The sequence below is a fragment of the Pseudoduganella sp. R-32 genome (assembly GCF_049913245.1).
Lineage (GTDB): Bacteria > Pseudomonadota > Gammaproteobacteria > Burkholderiales > Burkholderiaceae_D > Rugamonas.
This window is the reverse complement of the sequence record NZ_CP183987.1, coordinates 3,689,199-3,708,022: the sequence shown is the minus strand read 5'-3', so window position 1 is coordinate 3,708,022 and position 18,824 is coordinate 3,689,199. Positions and strand designations below refer to the sequence as shown.

General features: G+C 63.3%; 12 protein-coding genes. 3 read left to right on the top strand and 9 right to left on the bottom strand.

The genetic code is table 11. The annotated features are described in order from the left end of the window. The 3 genes from ACN9MU_RS16985 to ACN9MU_RS16975 form a co-directional block, all read right to left on the bottom strand. Positions 1 to 2,172: a prolyl oligopeptidase family serine peptidase gene (locus ACN9MU_RS16985; RefSeq protein ID WP_426343135.1), complete on the bottom strand. Its 2,172-nt coding sequence runs from the start codon at positions 2,170 to 2,172 to the stop codon at positions 1 to 3. A 90-nt stretch (positions 2,173 to 2,262) separates the two neighbouring features. Beyond that, positions 2,263 to 4,635, bottom strand: a complete 2,373-nt coding sequence (locus ACN9MU_RS16980; protein WP_426343134.1) for a putative bifunctional diguanylate cyclase/phosphodiesterase — start codon at positions 4,633 to 4,635, stop codon at positions 2,263 to 2,265. A gap of 2 nt (positions 4,636 to 4,637) precedes the next feature. After that, positions 4,638 to 5,270, bottom strand: a complete 633-nt coding sequence (locus tag ACN9MU_RS16975; protein WP_426343133.1) for a methylamine utilization protein — start codon at positions 5,268 to 5,270, stop codon at positions 4,638 to 4,640. 180 nt (positions 5,271 to 5,450) lie between these two features. Here ACN9MU_RS16975 and ACN9MU_RS16970 point away from each other — a divergent pair, with 180 nt between their 5' ends. Beyond that, entirely contained in the window at positions 5,451 to 7,217 is a 1,767-nt protein-coding gene (locus tag ACN9MU_RS16970; protein WP_426172222.1) for a GGDEF domain-containing protein, read from the top strand. A gap of 14 nt (positions 7,218 to 7,231) precedes the next feature. Then, positions 7,232 to 7,798, top strand: coding sequence for a hypothetical protein (locus ACN9MU_RS16965; protein ID WP_426343132.1), 567 nt, complete (start codon positions 7,232 to 7,234; stop codon positions 7,796 to 7,798). A 6-nt stretch (positions 7,799 to 7,804) separates the two neighbouring features. Here the strand turns inward: ACN9MU_RS16965 and ACN9MU_RS16960 are convergent, their stop codons facing one another. The 4 genes from ACN9MU_RS16960 to ACN9MU_RS16945 all read right to left on the bottom strand — a co-directional run bounded on the left by ACN9MU_RS16960 (position 7,805) and on the right by ACN9MU_RS16945 (position 12,539). Next, a complete protein-coding gene (locus ACN9MU_RS16960; RefSeq protein ID WP_426343131.1) occupies positions 7,805 to 8,776 on the bottom strand; it encodes a tetratricopeptide repeat protein in 972 nt (323 codons plus the stop codon). Positions 8,777 to 8,851: 75 nt separating this feature from the next. Continuing rightward, positions 8,852 to 10,831: a TonB-dependent receptor gene (locus tag ACN9MU_RS16955; RefSeq protein ID WP_426343130.1), complete on the bottom strand. Its 1,980-nt coding sequence runs from the start codon at positions 10,829 to 10,831 to the stop codon at positions 8,852 to 8,854. An 81-nt stretch (positions 10,832 to 10,912) separates the two neighbouring features. Beyond that, positions 10,913 to 11,269, bottom strand: coding sequence for a hypothetical protein (locus ACN9MU_RS16950; protein ID WP_426335784.1), 357 nt, complete (start codon positions 11,267 to 11,269; stop codon positions 10,913 to 10,915). Between the two features lie 19 nt (positions 11,270 to 11,288). Continuing rightward, positions 11,289 to 12,539 (bottom strand): Hsp70 family protein, encoded by a 1,251-nt coding sequence (locus ACN9MU_RS16945; RefSeq protein ID WP_426344893.1) that lies wholly within the window; start codon positions 12,537 to 12,539, stop codon positions 11,289 to 11,291. Between the two features lie 169 nt (positions 12,540 to 12,708). On the opposite strand from ACN9MU_RS16945, the gene ACN9MU_RS16940 reads away from it, so the two are divergent. After that, positions 12,709 to 13,800, top strand: coding sequence for a LacI family DNA-binding transcriptional regulator (locus ACN9MU_RS16940; RefSeq protein WP_426161509.1), 1,092 nt, complete (start codon positions 12,709 to 12,711; stop codon positions 13,798 to 13,800). 172 nt (positions 13,801 to 13,972) lie between these two features. Here ACN9MU_RS16940 and cphA (ACN9MU_RS16935) read toward each other — a convergent pair whose 3' ends face one another. Next, complete coding sequence (gene cphA / locus ACN9MU_RS16935) at positions 13,973 to 16,543, bottom strand: cyanophycin synthetase (RefSeq protein ID WP_426343129.1); 2,571 nt, start codon at positions 16,541 to 16,543, stop codon at positions 13,973 to 13,975. A 12-nt stretch (positions 16,544 to 16,555) separates the two neighbouring features. Next, complete coding sequence (gene cphA, locus ACN9MU_RS16930; protein ID WP_426317972.1) at positions 16,556 to 18,733, bottom strand: cyanophycin synthetase; 2,178 nt, start codon at positions 18,731 to 18,733, stop codon at positions 16,556 to 16,558. Positions 18,734 to 18,824: the final 91 nt, after the last annotated feature.

Sequence of the window (18,824 nt, the reverse complement as noted above, 5' to 3'; positions counted from 1 at the left end):
TTACTGGCCGCCGGTGGTCGTTGCCGCTGCCGCGGGATGCATGTCCAGTGCACGGGTCAGGAAGCCCCAACGGTCTGCCACTTCCTCGATCTGCTTGGTGGTCGGCTTGCCTGCGCCATGGCCTGCCTTGGAATCGATGCGGATCAGGATTGGAGCGGCGCCTGCCTGCGCGGCTTGCGCTGCGGCGGCGAACTTGAAGCTGTGCGCCGGCACCACACGGTCATCGTGGTCGGCAGTCATCACCATGGTGGCCGGGTAGCAGCCCCCCTGCTTCAGGTTATGCAGCGGGGAGTACTTGAGCAGGGCCTTGAACTCGTCCGCGTTGTCGGAGGAGCCGTAATCCGAGGCCCATGCCCAGCCGATGGTGAACTTCTGGAAGCGCAGCATGTCCATCACGCCTACCGCCGGCACCGCCGCACCGAACAAGTCCGGGCGCTGGGTCATCGCGGCGCCAACCAGCAGGCCGCCATTCGAGCCGCCGCCGATCGACAGCTTGGCCGGCGAGGTCACCTTGTTCGCCACCAACCATTCCGCCGCGCCGATGAAGTCATCGAACACGTTCTGCTTTTGCAGCCTGGTGCCGGCCTTGTGCCAGGCCTCGCCGTATTCGCCGCCGCCGCGCAGGTTGGCAACGACGTACACGCCGCCCATTTCAACCCATGCCAGGTTCGAGACCGAGAAGCTCGGGGTCAGTGAGATATTGAAGCCGCCGTAGCCATACAGGTAGGTGGGATTGCTGCCATCCAGCTTCATCCCCTTCCTCGACACGATGAACATCGGCACCCTGGTGCCGTCTTTGCTGGTGAAGAACTCCTGGCGCGTGTCGAAGGCGCTCTGATCGAAGTCGACCTTCGGCTGACGATAGACGCTCGACTTGCCGCTCTTCATGTCCAGGCGGTAGATCGTGGTCGGCGTGGTAAAGCTGGTGTAGGCGTAGAACGTCTCCGTGTCGCTTGCCTTGCCGCCGAAGCCGGACGCGGTGCCCAGGCCCGGCAACGCAATCTCGCGTACCGGCTTGCCTTTCAGGTCGAACACCTTGACTGCGCTATGCGCGTCGCTCAGGTAATTCAGCACCAGCTGCTTGTTGACGATGCTGGCGCCGGTCAGGGTTTGCTGCGCTTCCGGAACGATTTCCTTCCAGTTTTCCATGGCGGGCTTGCGGATATCGATAGCGATGATGCGCGAGCGCGGCGCATTCTTATCGGTCAGAAAGTAGAACACCGGGCCTTCATTGTCGATGAAGTTGTAGGAGGCGTCGAATGCTTCCAGCAGGCCAACCACTTGCGCGTCCCTGGCCTTCAGGTCTTTGACGAAGACACGGTTCCTGGCTTCGGTACCATGCGACCCGTTGATCACCAGGTAGCGGCCATCGTCGCTTACTTCAGCGCCAAAGCCCCATTCTTTCTGGTCCGGACGGTGATAAACCAGCGCATCGCTGTCTTGCCGGGTGCCCAGCTTGTGGAAGTAGACCTTCTGGAAGTAGTTCACGCCGGCCAGCTTGCTCTCTTCGGTCGGCTCGTCGTAGCGGCTGTAGTAGAAGCCGGAACCATCCGCGGCCCATGCGGTGTTGGAGAACTTGACCCACTTGATATGGTCGGCCAGGTCTTTGCCGGTCGCGATATCGCGCACCTTGATTTCGTTCCAGTCGGAGCCCGATGCGGCGGTGCTGTATGCCAGGAATTTCCCATTCGGGCTCACGGCGGTGGCGGCCAGCGCTACAGTGCCGTCAGTGGCCAGCGTGTTGGGGTCGAGCAGCACGCGCGGGGTTTCGGACAAGCTCCTCGCCGTGTACAGGACCGCCTGGTTCTGCAGGCCGTCGTTGCGGCTGTAGAAGTAGCGGCCGCCCTTCTTCGATGGCACGCCATAACGCTCGTAGTTCCACAGCTTCGTCAGGCGCGCCTTGATCGCCTCCCGTTCAGGGACCTGTCCCAGCCACGCTTGCGTTACCTTGTTCTGCGCAACCACCCAGGCCTTGGTCTCGTCGCTGTTGGCGTCTTCCAGCCAGCGGTATGGATCGGCGACCACGGTGCCGTGGTAGTTGTCCTGCTGGTCGGCCTTCCTGGAATCCGGATAGGCCACGGCCGGCGCAGTCGACGGGCAGGTCTGGGCAAAGGCAGGTGCGGAGAAGGCGGCGAACAGCGAGAGTGCTAGGGTGGCGCGCTTGAATGGCATTTGTCGTCCGTAGAGTAGTTATGATGCGGCAGCGATCATAACGTGAACTTTGACGAATAAGTAACTCTCCGAAGCCGGCGGCGCCAGCTATTATTCGGCCAATGCTGACGCTTTCCAGTTCTCGACCCAGCCCGCCAGTTCGCCGGCCGGCATCGGGCGGCTCATGTAATAGCCCTGCCCCTGGTCGCAGCCCATCTCCGCCAGGATGTTCCACGCGGCCTCGCTCTCGATGCCTTCGGCCACCACGCGCAGGCCCATATTGTGGCCAAGGTCGATGGTCGAGCGCACGATCTTTGCGTCGCCCACGTCATTCGCCATGTTCAGTACAAACGATTTGTCGATTTTCAGTTCGTCGACGGGCAATCGTTTCAGGTAGGCCAGCGAAGAATACCCTGTGCCGAAATCGTCAATCGAGAGATCGCAGCCCATGCCATGCAGCCGTTCCAGCGTTTGCTGGGCGCGCACCGGGTCGTCCATGATCGCGCTTTCCGTGATCTCCAGGCAGAACGCGCCAGGCGAAACGTGGTGGCGCATGAAGATCTCGCCGAACTTGAATGGCAATTCCTGGTCCAGCAGGTCGCGCGTGGAAAGGTTGACCGAGACCTTGAGGTGAATGCCGCGTTGCGCCAGTTCATGGCACAACTCCGCCGAGCGCTCCAGCACCCAGTGCGTGATCACGCGGATAAAACCGGTCTGCTCGGCAAACGGGATGAACTGGTCGGGGAAAACGTTGCCGCGCACCGGATGCTGCCAGCGCACCAGCGCTTCCATGCCCACGACGTGGCCGGTGGCCAGGGTCACCTTCGGCTGCACGAACAGGCGCAACTGATTGCCCTCCACCGCCTGGCGCAGTTCCGTCAGCAGCGACAGGCTTTGCTGGCTGCCTTTATCGATCGCGTCCTCATAGACCACGGCGCCTTCGTTGCGCTGCTTGGCGGTGTACATGGCGATTTCCGACTTGCTCAGCAACTCTTCGCCGTCGACGCCGTTCTCGGGGAAGCCGGCGATGCCGATGCCAGCCCCGATGTCGACCATCTGCTCGTCCAGCGACAGCGGCGATTCCAGCGCCTGCAGGACCTCCGCTGCGACGACCACGGCCTGGTCCAGGTTGGAGCCGGCCAGCAGCACGGCGAATTCGTCGCCGCCCAGGCGCGCCACCTGGGCCGGCTGGCGGCGATTGGCCAGCTTTTGCATCAGCCGGCCCGCCACCTGCTTCAGCAAGGCGTCGCCGAAACTGTGGCCCATCACGTCGTTCACATGCTTGAAGCGGTCCAGGTCCATCATCAGCACATACACCGAACCGCCGCGCTTGCGCGCTTCGCCAATGGCTTCGTTCAGCAGCAGCAGGAACTGGGCGCGATTCGGCAGGTTGGTCAGGGGATCCCAGTACGCCAGCCGGCGGATTTCCTGCTCGCGCTTGGCGATACCGTCGCGCATGCTGCCAAAGGCGTGCGCCAGTTCGCCGATCTCGTCGGCGCGGGAAGAGCCGATATCGACCTTGTAATCGCCCTGCTCCAGCTTCTTGGCGGTATCGGCCAGCTGGCGAAGCGGCTGCGCGATGCGCTTGGCTGTCAGCACGCTGGCCACCACGCACACCACCATGCCAGCGACAGTCAAGCCGAGCAGCCAGCGCTCCAGGCGCGCATATTCCGCAGTTGCTTCGTCGATCGAGCGGCCCAGCATCGCCACCGCGACATTGCCATCGTCCACGCCAATCTTGGTCATGTGCACGCTGAGCTTGTCGCCGACGTCGACGTCGAACGCTTCGGCTGGCATGCCGCCCATGCCTTGCAGCTGCTGCATGAAGCGCTCCACGGCGGCCGGCGCAAGGCTGGACGCCACGGGGAGCCAGCGCCCGTTCGCATCGCGTGTCAGCAGCAGGGTTTGCAGCGCCGTGGTTTCCTGCATGTCGCGCGCCAGGCGTTCATCCAGCGGGAAGGTCATCACCACGAAGCCGATCGTCACCGGCGCCTTTACCGGCACCACGACGACCTGGTACGGCAGCCGCTCGACGATGGCAATGCCATTCGCGCCTTCGCCCTGCTCGGCCTTGTCCAGCATGGCCATCACCATGTGCTCCAGTCCCGCGGCCTGCGCATCGCTGGTCGAAGCGACAACCTTGCGCTCCGGGCTCACCAGCATGGTCATGGCAGCCTTGATGCGGCGGCCATGGTTGGCCAGCGCCGATTCGATGGTGGCGCGATCATCGTCGTCCGTATTCCCGATCGCCGACAGGAAGCCGGCGTCGCGCGATAGCAGGCGTGCGCCGTTGCGCAGGTTTTGCGCGTTCTGGTCCATCAGCCGTGCAAAGACCTTGCTGCCGTTGACCAGTTCCGAAGCGATCGCGGCCCGTGCGTTGCTGTCGATGCCGCGCTGGATCACGACCAGCCCGACCAGCTGCACCACGATCAGCAGCACGAGGAACAGCGTGACGATACGGCTTTCGAGGCTGCGGAATCGCATGGTCAATAGCCTTGCGCGTCCGGATCGCTTGCAGGACGCTTGAGCGAGAGCCGGAAGGCGGCACTAGCTGGGCCGTCGGCCAGGCGTACGGCCTGCTCCTGAGGATTGCCGCCCGCTATATCGGGATGCCAGGCCTTCAGCATGTATTTGCCGGCGGGAGCGTCCAGCACCACGTCTCCAGTGGCATCGGTCTTGCCGAAATACGGCGTGTCGACGACACGCACGTAGGCGATCATCTTGTCGTGGATATTGCAGCCCAGGACCACGGTGCCCGGCTTGTCGAACGTCTGTGGGTCGGCGGTGGTGCCGGAATACAGCTTCTGGTCGAATTTGTGCGGCGCAGAAAAAGAATAGATATGGTGCCGCACCTTGTCGTTATTCGGGAAATAGATCTTGCTGCCAGTCTGGATCACCGTTACCAGGGGGATGAACTTCAAGCCCTTCTGGCTGATTTCACCGGCATTTTGCAGCTTGGGCAGCGGCTGGCCGCCATCGGCTTCGAGATAGACCACGGCATCGGCTAGCGGCTTGCCGTTTCCATCGGCGACGTGCACGGCAACGCTGGCCGCGACGGCGGCACCGGAAAAACAGCAGGCCGCCAATGCAGCGGAACGGATCAAGAACTGGCTCGGCATCGGTCTCAGTCAAGGACGTGGAAGCTTATTGTAACGCCAAAAAGTGTTTCCAGCGTTCATCATGCCGTCACAATTGCGACACACAATGATGGGGTTGCCATTTTTGCGACCACCATCGTGAGCACTTCTACCGCCCCCCTCCCGCACAACGTGAGCTACCTGCGTCCTCCGCCAGCCGACATGCTCGGCCAGCACCTGCTGGACATCATCCAGCGCCGCCAGCTGCACGCACTGTTCCAGCCTATCGTCCACATGCAAAGCGGCGAGATCATCGCATACGAAGGCCTGGTTCGCGGCCCTTCCGACAGCCCCCTGCATTCGCCCCTCAACCTGTTCCGCTTGGCGCGCGCCAACAACCTCTCGCGCGAGGTGGAATACCTGTGCCGCCGCATCGTCCTGGAGCGCTTCGCCGAACTGCAGCTGCCCGGCAAGCTGTTCCTGAACGTCAGCCCCGAGTCGCTGGTGCGCCAGCACGCCGGCAGCCAGGGTGAAACACTCGGCTACATCCACCAATTCGGCCTCAATCCCGCCAACGTCATCATCGAGCTGACCGAAAACCAGCCCACTTACGACTACGAGCGGATGCGCGAAGCGGTGCTGCATTACCGCAAAATGGGCTTCCAGATCGCAATCGACGACCTGGGCGAGGGCTTTTCCAGCTTGCGCCTGTGGTCCGAGCTGCGCCCCGAGTACGTCAAGATCGACATGCACTTCATCCAGGGCATCGATCACGACCCGGTCAAGCTGCAGTTCGTGCGCTCGATCCAGGAGATTGCCGACAAATCGAACACCCTGGTCATCGCGGAAGGCATCGAGAAGGCAGCGGAGCTGCTGGTGCTGCGCGACCTGGGCATCGCGTACGGCCAGGGTTACCACCTGGGACGCCCCCACATCCAGCCGGCACGGGCCCTGCCGGCGGAAGTCGTCAAGGTACTGGGCCGCAATGGCGTGGCGGTTTATCCGCAACGCGCTGCCGAGAGAAATGCCGTGTCCATCCGCAAGCTGTTGCACGACGTGGCCGCCGTGCCGCCGTCCATGAACAACAACGACGTCTATGAAATCTTCATGGCCGATCCCAAGCTGATGATCATTCCCGTGGTGGACGCCGGCCGCCCGCTTGGCCTGGTATCGCGCTTCGACATGATCGACCACTTCGCGCGCCCCTACCAGCGCGAGTTGTACGGCAAGAAACCATGCACGCTTTTCATGGATGCCAAACCGATCATTGCCGACGTCGACACCAGCCTGCAGGACCTGTCCTGCCGCATGGCCGAATCGGATGCGCACCACCTGTTCAATGGTTTCATCATCACCGAAGGCGGCAGCTATGTGGGCATGGGCACGGGCCATGACCTGATGCGCGAGATCACGCAAATGCAGATCAACGCTGCGCGCTACGCCAATCCGCTGACGCAGCTGCCGGGCAATGTGCCGATCAACGAACATATCGACCGTTTGCTGGAGAGCGGCACGCGGTTCTGGGTCTGCTATGTGGACCTTGACCACTTCAAGCCCTTCAACGATGTCTATGGCTATCGCCGCGGCGACGACGTGATCCAGCTGACAGGCCATATCCTGGCCAAGCACGGCGACCGCAATCGCGATTTCGTCGGCCATATCGGCGGCGACGACTTCGTGATCCTGTTCCAGAGCGAAGACTGGGAGCAGCGCTGCCATGCCGTGCTGGAAGATTTTGCCACCGCCATCGCCGGCTTCTACAGCAACGAAGACCGCGAGCGCGGCGGCTATATCAGCGAGGACCGCCAGGGCAAGAAAGTCTTCTATTCGCTCATGAGCCTGTCGGTGGGCGTGATCCGGGTCGAGCCGCACCAGTACTATTCGCACCACCAGATCGCAGCCAGCGCAGCCGACGCCAAGAAACAGGCCAAAAAGATACATGGCAACAGTCTTTTCCTTGACCGAAGGCTGCAAACGCAGGGGGCGTAGTCTATATTGGATTCATGAGCCCATTCATCTACAACCTGTGCCAGAAACCCATTGTCGGCTTGGCGATGGCAACTGTCGCACTGTGTGAGTTCCCTCCGCTCATGAAGGACGTCCAGATGAAGCTTGGCGAAGCGGGCAGCGTGGCCGCAGCCGACGTCGAAGTGCCGGTGGATCTGAACTACTCGCTGGTGCTTGAAATGAGCAATCCTGTCGGCGAATCCCTGAGCAAGCAGGAAGTGTCGATCATCGGCGACCGCCGCGTGGAAGAATGCGACGAGAACGTCGACCTAGCCAAGGTTGCCAGGCAGGACCGCGCCAGCTTCGGCCGCCGAATGACATTCAAGGTGGAGGTGCGCCACAAACCGGACAATCTGCTGGTTCATTCGCGCACCGTGAATACCTTGTGCGTGGCCAGCAAATGGGCCAATCAGCGTTCGCGCAGCCTTGGCAACTTCCCCCTGTCCCGGGGCGCCTACAGCGTGCGCATCGAGAACGTGGAGGCCCAAGCCGGGCTGGAACGCCTGACCACCACGGTGGTACTGGCGCCGGGCACCGACCATCTCCTGTCCGCGCAGCGCTAAGCCGCATCAGCGCGGGCTGTTGCGCGCCTCCGGCACATGGGGGCGTGAGCGCAAGGTTTCATCGAAATCAATATTGCCGTGGGCCTGCTCGTCAGGCAGCGCCGCATTCACCGCGCCGCCACGCAAGCCCGCCAGATTGTGCCGCGCCAGGGAGTGGCCCTGGGCGGCCGCGCGCCTGTACCAGCGCAGTGCTTCGGTTTGGTCCTGCGTCACACCCTGCCCTGTTGCATACAGCACGCCAAGATTGTTCTGGGCCGCAGCATCGCCTTTTTCAGCTGCGCTGCGATACCAGTGCACGGCCTGCACCAGGTCGCGCTGCACGCCGTCGCCGCAGGCATACAGCACGGCGACGCTGAACTGGGCCTGGGCCGAACCGCCTTCCGCGGCCAGGGTGTACCACATCAGCGCCTGCATCGTGTCACGCTCAACGCCGGTACCGTGGGCGAACATGCTGCCCAGCAGGCATTGCGCGTGAACTTCGCCGCGCACCGCCGCCTTGCGCAGCCAGGCTTGCGCCAGCTGGCAGTCCGGCGCCACGCCGCGTCCGTTCAGGTAGGCCTCGCCCAGCAAGGCCTGCGCACTGGAGACGCCCTGCTCGGCTGCGCGGCTGAACCAGCGCGCCGCCATCTCCTCATTCACCGGCACGCCGCGGCCGCGCCGGTACATCTGCCCCAGGTTTTGCTGCGCGGCGGGATCGCCCTGGCGCGCAGCGCGCCGGAACCAGTACAGGGCTTCGGCATCGCTGCTTCCGATGCCGAGGCCCTTGTAGTACATGGCTCCAAGCTGGTTCTGGGCGAAGGCCAGGCCCTGGAGCGCCGACATGCGCATCCAGCTGAATGCCTGGCGCGCGTCGGCCTCGACGCCGTGCCCGTTTTTGTAAAGAAGCGCCAGGTTGAACTGGGCGTAGGGATTGCCCCGCTGGGCGGGGCCAAGAAACCACCGGAAGATGCGCTCCCGGTCTGCCACACGTTTGCCCATCGTCGCCTCCCGTACCCTGGATTGTTATCCAAAGTATAAGAAGCGACTCCGTGCTACGTTTGATTTTGCGCAAACTCAGAACTTGGCACGCACACCAAAGACAAAGCTGCGGCCGGGCAAGGGCGAAACGTCCTTCAGCAGCGAGGTCGATACGCGGATTTCGTCATTCAACAGATTCTTCGCGAGCACGAACCAGGTCAGGTCCATGTCCTTCAGCTTCTGCGTGTACGACAGGTTTGCGTTCAACTGGTTGTAGGAACCGGTTGGCGTGGACTCGAAAGCTGCCAGGCGATCTTGCGCCTGGGCGTGAATCCACGTGGCGCCAGCGCGCCAGTTGGCCGTGCGGTAGCCGATGGTGGCGCCCACGCGCGATGCCGGCTGCAACGGCAGGCTGCCGCTGTCTTTCAGGTCGCCATGCGAGGTGTCGGCAAACAGGCGGCCGTTCAGGCCCATGGCCAAGGGGTTGTATTCGATCTCCGCCTCGGCGCCGCGCACGGTGGCGTCGCCCTGGCTGAACAGGCGTTCGCGGAATTCGCCGCCATCATTTCCTTCTTCATCGAGGGTGCGCCCGGTAACGTGGCCGTAAATGAAGTCGGAGATGCTGTTGTGGAACAGGTTGGCTTTCCAGCGAATCAGGCCCGCGGTCTTCTGCAGCGAGAACTCGATATTGCGCGAAGTCTCCTTGCGCAGGTTCGGGTCGCCCTGGTCGAAGGTGATGGTCGCATCGTGCGGGCCGCCCGAGTACAGTTCCTCGGTCGATGGAGCGCGCTGCGCGCGCGACAGCGTCAGGCCGGTCGCATATCCCGGCGTGAACGACCACAAGGCGCCCAGGGCGCCGCTTTGCAGCGAGAACGAGCGATCCAGCCCGCTTACCGGTTCGCGCTTGATGCGTTCCAGGCGCAGGCCGGCATTGACGCGCACCGGTCCCCATTCCTTTTCCTCGACCAGGAAGCCGGCGGTGGAATTCGAGCGGGTCACCGGCACGGTATCCGGACCGCCTTCCGCGCTCAGCGCCGAGAAGTGCGTCAATTCGGTCTGCATGCCGAAAGTGCCATGCCAGCCGCTGATCGCCTTGTGCACGGCCTCGGCACGGGTTTCGACGGCGCGGTTCTTGAACAGCACTTCCGGCTGCCCATCGTCGCCCAGTTCAGCATGGTGGTAGTCCGTGTAGCCAGCCTTGAACTTGGCCGATTCGATGCCTGGCAGCGGGTTCTTGAACAGGCTGTCGATATCGTAACGGGTCTGGTGCTGGTCGATCGTCGAACCCTCCGCACTCGGGATGCCGTACTTGTTGTCCAGGCCCGAGACGGAGGCGCCGACGTAGCCCCAGCTATCGATGTAGGAACCGCCAAAGCCGGCACCCTTTTCCCTGGTGCCGGAATGCGGCAGGCGGCCGGAAGCCGAGTCAGGATCGCCTTCGATACGGTTGCCCGGAATCTTGTAGTCGCCGGTCTGGCGGGTGTTCGCATCCAGGTGCAGCGCCAACTTGCCGATAGCGCCGTCGATGGTGCCGGAGCTCGCCTTGCCCTCATCAACGGTGCTGTAGCGCGCTTCCGCCTGGCCGGTCAGCTTCGGCTCCAGCGCGGGCGGAATGCGCTCGTTCACCACGTTGACCAGGCCGCCAATCGCGCCCGAACCGTACATCAGCGAAGCCGGGCCGCGCAGGATTTCGATCTGGTGCGCCACCGAACCTTCCGCAGATACGGCGTGGTCGTTGGACAAGCCTGAAACGTCGGAAACCGCCATGCCGTTCTCCAGCATCTTCACGCGGGCGCCTTCCAGCCCGCGGATGATGGGGCGCGAAGCGCCGGCGCCGAAGGCCGAGGACGACACGCCCAGCTCGGATGACAGTGTTTCGCCCAGCGAGTTGGCCATCTTGTCGCGCAATTCGTCGCCGGAAAGCACTTTGGCCGGCAGCAGGATTTGCTCGGTTTCGCCTTTATGGAAAGGGTTGGCGGTCACGACGACCTTGGTCACTTCGCCGTCATCGGCGCAGGCAATGGCGGATACGGCCGACAGGACGGCGCCTGCCAGCAAGGAGTACTTGAAATTCATATTTAACCTCTGGATACGACAAACAATAGGCAGCGCGCGGCGCTAGGCCGCGGCGGCAGCAAAAGCACGACGTTGTTTGTGTCAGGCCAGGGGTGGCGCGCGCGAATCGTAGGCGCGTGCGGTGCGCGCGCTGTGCAGCTGCGGCAAGGCGGCGCCGGCTTGCGGCGCGTTGTAGTCGACAGACGGGAAGGTGAAGCTTGGCGTGTGGATCGCCGTCGCCAGCGAGGCGAAGGCCGCGCACTGGCTGCAGTTGTGATCCAGCGCGAGGCCGGCGCTCAGGCCATTGCCATCGACGTCGACATCGCTTGCCTGCTGCTGTTCGCTGCCATGGCGGAAGTCCGACCAGTGCGATACCGCGTGCGCCATCCCGAGCTGCTGGGACAGGACCAGCAGCACCGCGAGCAAAACGTGCAGGAAATGGCGATTGGCTTTCTTCACGGCGGCTATTGTAAGCAGATTATGCAAACTTGCGCAATGCATCACGTGCCAGGCCGGCGCCGATGCTGCCGAACAGGTCGCCCTCGACGCGGCGGGCGCCCGGCACCAACGCGGCAATGCGCTCGCGCAGCAGCCGCACGCCGCTGGAACCGCCCGTGAAGAAGATGGTGTCGACCTGTCCCGGCTGGACGCCGGCATCGGCCAGCAACTGGGTCACCGTGGCGCCGACGCTCGAAACCAGGTGCTCCACCGCGCTATCGAAACCGCTGCGCGTCACCTCCAGCAGCACCGGCGGCGCAAACCGCTCCAGGCCGAGCTGCACCTGGTCCTCGGTGGACAGGCCGATCTTGGCCTCTTCCACTTTCAATGCCAGCCAGTGGCCGGCACGCTCCACGATCAGGTGCTGCAAGCGTTCCAGCTTCGCCGGCTCGCGCGCATCGCGGATCATTTCCGTCAACTGCGCCTGCATCTTGCGCGTGTAAGCCTGGTTGATGGTGTGCCAGGTCGCCAGGTTGAAGTAGTAACTGGACGGCACCTCGGCGCCGCTCAGGAACTGGCTGCCATAGCCCAGTAGCGGCATGACGCTCGACAGGCTGAGGTACTTGTCGAAATCGGTGCCGCCGATATGCACACCGCCGGTGGCGAGGATGTCGTCCACCCGCTCGGCACGCGCCACCCGGTCAGGCCCAAGCCGCACCAGGGTGAAGTCCGATGTGCCGCCGCCGATGTCGGCAATCAGGACCAGCTCTTCGCGGTCGACCTGCGCTTCATATTCGAAAGCGGCCGCAATCGGCTCGTACTGAAAAGCGACCTCGCGGAAACCGACGCTGCGCGCGATGTCGGCCAGCGTATCTTGCGCCAGCTGGTCGGCGACCTTGTCGTCATCGATGAAATGCACCGGGCGGCCCATCACCACATGGTCGAAATGGCGGCCGGCGGCGCTTTCGGCGCGGCGCTTCACTTCCCCGATGAACTGGGACAGCAGCAGGCGGAATGGCAGCGCACGGCCGCCAACCTCGGTCTGGCCATCAATCAGGCTGGTGCCCAGCAGGCTTTTCAGGGAACGCATCAGGCGCCCTTCGCAACCGGCCAGGTATTCGGCCAGCGCGGCGCGGCCATAGCTGGTTTCCTCGTCTTCAGCATTGAAGAAAACCACGGACGGCAGGGTCATCTTGCCATCTTCGAGTTCCAGCATGATGGGCTGGCCGGGGCGCACCCATCCTGCGGTGGAGTTGGAAGTGCCAAAGTCGATGCCGCAAGCCTGTGCCATCTTAATCATCCGAAAACCAAAAGGGGCGATATTTTACCAGAGCGCGGCGCGGCTTGGGCGCCACACCAAAGCCAGGCTGGCTCGTATAAACCGAGGGAAACTATTGCCATGTGGTAAGATTGAGGTTTATTTTCAAAATCGCAAGCAACCTTGCCGCAAAATCGCTTTCATGCGCCAAACCCAGCCACAACCTGCGATCAGCCTTGCCGAGCAAAAGGCCATCATCCTCCGGGAAGGGCGCCGCGTCACGTCTTATGATGTCGCGCTCGTGGCCGGCGTATCGCAATCGGCGGTTTCGCGCTGCTTCAAGCCTGGCGCCAGCGTATCGAAAGCGACCTATGCGCGGGTGATGAAGGCGGCCGAAGGGCTGGAATACATCCCGAACGCGGCGGCGCGCAGCCTGATCACGCGCCGCACCAATATCGTTGCGATCGTGGTGTCGCACACCAGCATGCTGTACAACCCGGCGGCCTTGTCGGAGCTTAGCCAGCAGCTTAACCGCCGCGGCAAGCGCGCCCTGCTCTTCACCATGCAGCACGAGGGCGAGATCGAGAGCATCCTGACCGAGATCTGGCAATTCCAGGTCGACGGCGTGGTGGCCGCATCCCGCCTGACCGAGGCGCATGTCGCGGAATTCAAGCGCAGGAAGGTGCCGCTGGTGGTGTTCAACCGCCATTTGCGCGACCTGGATGTCAATACGGTGCTGTGCGACCAGTATGAGGCCAGCCGTGCGCTGGTGACTCGCCTGGCCGCGGCCGGGCACCGTCAGTTTGCCCTGATTGGCGGGCCGGCCCAGAACTCTGTGGCGCGCGAACGCTTGCGCGGCGCGCTGGACCGGATCGCGGAGTTGGGGCTGCCTGACGCGCCGGTGTTCCATGGCTGCTTTGACTATTCCAGCGGCGTCGCCGGGCTGCACGAGCTGATTGCGCGCATCGGCGCGGTGCCCGATACCGTGATCTGCGGGAATGATGCGATGGCCATGGGTTGCGTGGACGCGGCGCGCCAGCATTTGCACATCGACGTGCCGTCGCAGATGTCGGTGGTGGGGTGCGATGCGGTTGAGGGCTCAACCTGGTTGAGCTATGAGCTCACCACACTGAAACAGCCATTGCACAAAATGGCGGTGGCGACTGCGGATCTGATCTGCAACCTGATCGAAGCTGATGGGGAGCATGAGGCGGAGAAGCGGGTGTTTGCTGCGCAGTTCGTGGAAGGCGAGACGGCGCGGCTGGTGCTGCCGAAGGCTGTTCTGGCTGCCTGAAAACCGGTAAACCCGGGTCTGACCCGCAGGGTCAGACCCAGTCTGTTCGAAGGCCGCTGGTTCGGGTTGTGCGCCTTGGACTTTCGTCGGAGATCAAAAGACCAGGCCTAACACCGCCAGCAGTCGATCTGACAGGGTCTGACCCTGCGGGTCAGACCCTGGTTTACCGGTTTTAGCCGGCAGCAATCCGGTCGGCAATATGCCGCAGCGATTCTTCCACCTGATCCACCAGGATCAGGCAAAGATCCCCATCCTGCAGCCGGTCCATCGCCGTATCGATCGCAATGAACTCTCCGGTAATCTGGACGATATTCCTGGTACGGCTTGCCCCCACCAGTCCCTGGCGCAGCAAGCCCACCACCTCACCGTCAGCGCGCCCGCGCTGGCAAGCATCCTGGTACAGGATCACATCGTCGAACGCCTTGCCGAGAATCTCGGTCTGCTCGCGAATATCCTGGTCGCGGCGGTCGCCCGCACCGGAAATCACCACCGAGCGCCGCTTGGCCGGCATCGCATCGACTGCCTGCACCAGTGCCAGCATCGCATCCGGATTGTGGCCATAGTCCGCGATCACGGTCGCGCCGCGATACTTGAAGATATTGAAGCGGCCCGGCGCGTTATGGCTATCGGTGGTAAAGGTCAGCAAGCCGCGGCGGATCGAATCCCAGTCAATGCCGGCAGCCCAGGCCGCTGCCACCGCCGCCATGGTGTTCTCCACCTGGAAGCCGATGGTGCCATTGAAGGTGATCGGCACATCGGCCAGCGGAATGCGCTGCTCGTTCTTGCCTTCCACCGCCACCAGCTGGCCATTTTCGATGTAGACGGTGCGCTTGCCCTGCGCCAGGTGCGTCGCTACAACCGGGTGGTAACGATCGGCGCCGAAGAAGATCACCTTGCCCTTGCACTTGGCCGCCATCGCAGCCACGATCGGATCGGTCGCATTCAGCACGGCGTAACCATGCTCGTCGACATTCATCACGATCACGCGCTTCAGCACCGCCAGGTCTTCCACGGTGGTGATGTAGTTCAGGCCCAGGTGGTCGCCGGCGCCGATATTGGTCACCACGGCCACCTTGCAGCGGTCATAAGCCAGGCCTTCGCGCAGGATGCCGCCACGGGCGGTTTCGAAGACGGCCGCATCCACGTCGGGATGCTGCAGCACATTGCGCGCCGAACGCGGGCCGGAACAGTCGCCTGAATCGATCTGGCGGCCGTTGACGTACACGCCATCGGTATTGGTCATGCCCACGCGCAGGCCGGAGGACGCGATCAGGTGCGCGGTCAGGCGCACGGTGGTGGTCTTGCCGTTTGTGCCGGTCACCGCAATCACCGGAATGCGGCCATCGTCGCCCTCGGGGAACATGGTGTTGATGATTGCTTCGCCAATCGGACGGCCCTTGCCGTAGGACGGCGACAGGTGCATGCGCAGGCCAGGCGCGGCGTTGACTTCCACCACGCCGCCATTCTGTTCTTCGATAGGACGCAGCACGGAATCGCACACCACGTCCACGCCGCAGATATCCAGGCCGATCATCTGCGCCGCTTCCACCGCACGCGCCGCCACTTCAGGATGCACGTCGTCGGTGACGTCGGTGGCTGAGCCGCCGGTCGACAGGTTGGCGTTATTGCGCAGGACGACGCGCTGGCCGATCGGCGGCACGGAATCGGCCGCCAGTCCTTGCAGCGCCAGGCGCGCCAGGGCGATGTCGTCGAAACGGATCTTGGTCAGCGCGGTACCGTGGCCGGTGCCGCGGCGCGGGTCGGAATTGACGATGTCCACCAGCTCACGCACCGAGTGCACGCCGTCGCCCACAACATGCGGAGGATCGCGGCGAGCGGCAGCAACGAGCTTGTTGCCGATCACCAGCAGGCGGAAGTCGTGGCCGGCCAGGAAGCGTTCGACCATGATGTCGTCGCGGAATTCCTTGGCCGCGTTGTACGCTGCGATGGTCTGCTCACGGGTGGTAATGTTGACCGTTACGCCCTTGCCCTGGTTGCCGTCTTTCGGCTTGACCACGACAGGCAGGCCGATTTCCAGCGCGGCTTTCCATGCGTCCTCTGCGTCGACCGCGGTCCGGCCAACGGGCACCGGCACGCCGGCGGCGTCCAGCAGCTTCTTGGTCAGTTCCTTGTCCTGCGCGATGGTTTCGGCGATCGCGCTGGTGCTGTCCATTTCAGCAGCCTGGATGCGGCGCTGTTTGGAGCCCCAACCGAAGCTCACCATCGAACCTTCGGTCATGCGGCGGAACGGGATCTTGCGCGCCACAGCGGCGTACACGATCGAACCGGTGGATGGGCCCAGGCGCACATCTTCGTCCAGCTCGCGCAGTTCGTGCAAGGCAGCTGCCAGATCGAATGGAGCGTCGTCCATGGCGGCCTTGCACAGCTTCTCAGCCCATTCCATCGCCAGGCGGCCTACCGCTTCCTCGGTGTATTCCACGACGGTCTGGTAGATGCCATCTTCCAGGGTCTGCGTGGTGCGGCTGAAGGTGACGGGGCAGCCAGCTTCGGCTTGCAGACCCAGGGCCGCGAGTTCCAGCACGTGCGCCATCGGGATGGTGTCGGCATGTCCGTCCGGCTGCAGCTGCGCCAGGCGCGGGAAGCGGGTGCGCAGGCGCACTTCGAAACCAGGGATCTTGTCGACGGAGCGTTCTTCCGGCGTGCAGGACACGATGGCTTCAACAGCCGTATGGTGGCTCCACAGATTAGGGCCGCGCAGTGCGCGGAGGCGAATAACTTCCATTCCTGGTAATCCTTAGTTTTTCTTGGTATTCCACTCGAAGGTGCGCAGCGCGGCACCAATCAGGTCCGGCGACAGGCCCATGGCCCAACCGGCGCCGATTGCAGCCAGCACTGCTTCCTTGCGGTCTTCACCGCTGGCCGGCAGGCAGGACGGCGGCAAGACAGCCAGTTCGTCGCGGCCGGCAGCCATGACGAAACCGCCATCGCGCAGGAACACAGCGCGGCCGCCATCCTGGCGGTGCGAGTCGATCGCAGGCACGTGTTCGTCGGTGCCGTAGAAGATCACGTCGCCGTCGCACAGTTCGGCCATTTCGACCACTTGCGCATCGGAGGCATTCAGCACGGCAGCGCCTTCCGGCAGCACGACGTCGACCTGGGTGCGTAGCACTCCGTACATCTGTTCAGCAGTGTTGATGTAGAACTCGCCCAGTTCCTCGTGGCCGGCGGCGTCGGTCACCACGCCCACCATGCACTTGTCGTAAGAGAAGCCTTCGCTCAGGATCATGCGGCCGGAATTGGCGAATACCGCCGCTTCCACATTCTTGTTCAGGAGCAGTCGCTCGCCTGACTCCCATTCGGTCAGCGGGCCGCGCGCCACATTGCGGCCATTCAGGAACACACCCTGCTCGGTCGCAGTGCCGACGTAGCGGCCGCTCATTTGCAGCAGCCAGCCGATCAGGCGTGCGATCAGCGCGTTCTGGCGGCTGCCGGCCACGCCCACGATCGGGATGCGGCCATCGTCGTCTTCCGCGAACAGCTGGTCGGCAATCGCGTGACCAACCGGGCGCGCCACGCCGCCGGCGGCAGGCTTCAGGTGGGCCAGCAAGCCGGGGCTCGCGTTCACTTCGATGATCGCGCCGCCCTGCTCTTCCAGCGGTTTGGAAATGTCGGCGGCAACCAGGTCGATGCCGGCGATGTCGAGGCCAATCGTGCGGGCCGCCAGCGCTGCCATTTCGGCAACCGCCGGGTGCACCAGGTCGGTCACGTCATTGGCCACGTTGCCGTTGACCTGGATCAGGACCTTGCGGCCAGCTTCCACCACCGAGTCCGGCGTCAGTCCCTGGCGCTTCAGGTCCAGCTGCACTTCTTCCGACTTCTTCGGTTCAACGATATTCAGCGGGAATTCTTCAGTGGTGCCGCGGCGCGGGTCGGTGTTGATCTGGCTGTCCACCAGCTCCTGCACAGAGGACTTGCCGTCGCCGGTCACCCACAGCGATTCGCCCATGGACGCTGCCACCATGCGGCGGCCAACCACCAGGAGCCGGTGTTCATTACCGACGATGAATTTCTCGACGATCACGCTCTTGCTGCCGCCGCGCACAACGGCGATATCGTAGGCAGCGCGCACGTCGGCTTCGGTCATCAGGTTCAGCGACACGCCGCGGCCATGGTTGCCGTCGTACGGCTTGACGGCCACCGGCAGGCCGATGTCCTGCGCTTCTTCCCAGGCCTCGTCGGCGCTCTTGACCAGGGTGCCTTCCGGCACCGGCACGCCAACGGACTTCAGCAGGTCCTTGGTCATGTCCTTGTCTGAGGCAATGCCTTCGGCGATGGCGGAGGTGTTGTCGGTTTCCGCAGTCCAGATGCGGCGCTGGCGCGCACCGTGACCCAGTTGCACCAGGTTGCCGTCGGTCAGGCGGATGTGCGGAATCTTGCGGTCGGTCGCCGCGTCCACGATGGAGGCGGTCGATGGGCCGAGGCACAGCGATTCGACCATCGAAGTCAGTTTTTCAACGGTGGCGGCCAGGTCGTATGGCTTGTCCTCGATGGCCGCCATCAGCAGGTCCTTGCCGGCGGCCAGTGCGGCGCGGCCAACCTGCTCCTGGCGGGTGCGGAATGCCATTTTGTAAATGCCGCTGCCTTCGGCGGTCTGGCGGGTCTTGCCGAAGCCGGTACGCATGCCGGCCAGGTTTTGCAATTCCAGCACCACGTGTTCGAGGATATGGCCGGCATAGGTGCCGTCGCGCAGGCGCTCACAGAAGCCGCCGCGTTCGCCGACGCCGCAGCGATGCTCGATCAGGCCAGGCAGGAAGGCCGTCAAGCGTTCATAAAAACCGGGGAGTTTGTTCGAGGGGTAGTTTTCAAGCTCGCCGATATCCAGCCAAGCCTCGATCACCGGGCGATAGGTCCAGATGTTCGGTCCGCGCAGGTGTGTTACACGGAGAAACTCAATGTCTTTCTTTTTTGTCATGTTTTAGCTCTTGTACCTCTTGCGGTATACTCCGCCCGTCCTTCTATTTTCCCACTGTTTCGCAATTCTTGCCACTTGGCAAAGAGTGCCG

What these genes read in the sequence shown, in the direction of transcription:
- ACN9MU_RS16980 (WP_426343134.1), bottom strand. Translation starts at nt 4,635, where the DNA reads ATGCGATTCCGCAGCCTCGAAAGCCGTATCGTCACGCTGTTCCTCGTG.
- cphA (WP_426317972.1), bottom strand. Translation starts at nt 18,733, where the DNA reads ATGACAAAAAAGAAAGACATTGAGTTTCTCCGTGTAACACACCTGCGC.
- ACN9MU_RS16945 (WP_426344893.1), bottom strand. Translation starts at nt 12,539, where the DNA reads ATGGCACAGGCTTGCGGCATCGACTTTGGCACTTCCAACTCCACCGCA.
- ACN9MU_RS16985 (WP_426343135.1), bottom strand. Translation starts at nt 2,172, where the DNA reads ATGCCATTCAAGCGCGCCACCCTAGCACTCTCGCTGTTCGCCGCCTTC.
- ACN9MU_RS16955 (WP_426343130.1), bottom strand. Translation starts at nt 10,831, where the DNA reads ATGAATTTCAAGTACTCCTTGCTGGCAGGCGCCGTCCTGTCGGCCGTA.
- ACN9MU_RS16975 (WP_426343133.1), bottom strand. Translation starts at nt 5,270, where the DNA reads ATGCCGAGCCAGTTCTTGATCCGTTCCGCTGCATTGGCGGCCTGCTGT.
- cphA (WP_426343129.1), bottom strand. Translation starts at nt 16,543, where the DNA reads ATGGAAGTTATTCGCCTCCGCGCACTGCGCGGCCCTAATCTGTGGAGC.
- ACN9MU_RS16940 (WP_426161509.1), top strand. Translation starts at nt 12,709, where the DNA reads ATGCGCCAAACCCAGCCACAACCTGCGATCAGCCTTGCCGAGCAAAAG.
- ACN9MU_RS16960 (WP_426343131.1), bottom strand. Translation starts at nt 8,776, where the DNA reads ATGGGCAAACGTGTGGCAGACCGGGAGCGCATCTTCCGGTGGTTTCTT.
- ACN9MU_RS16970 (WP_426172222.1), top strand. Translation starts at nt 5,451, where the DNA reads ATGCTCGGCCAGCACCTGCTGGACATCATCCAGCGCCGCCAGCTGCAC.
- ACN9MU_RS16965 (WP_426343132.1), top strand. Translation starts at nt 7,232, where the DNA reads ATGAGCCCATTCATCTACAACCTGTGCCAGAAACCCATTGTCGGCTTG.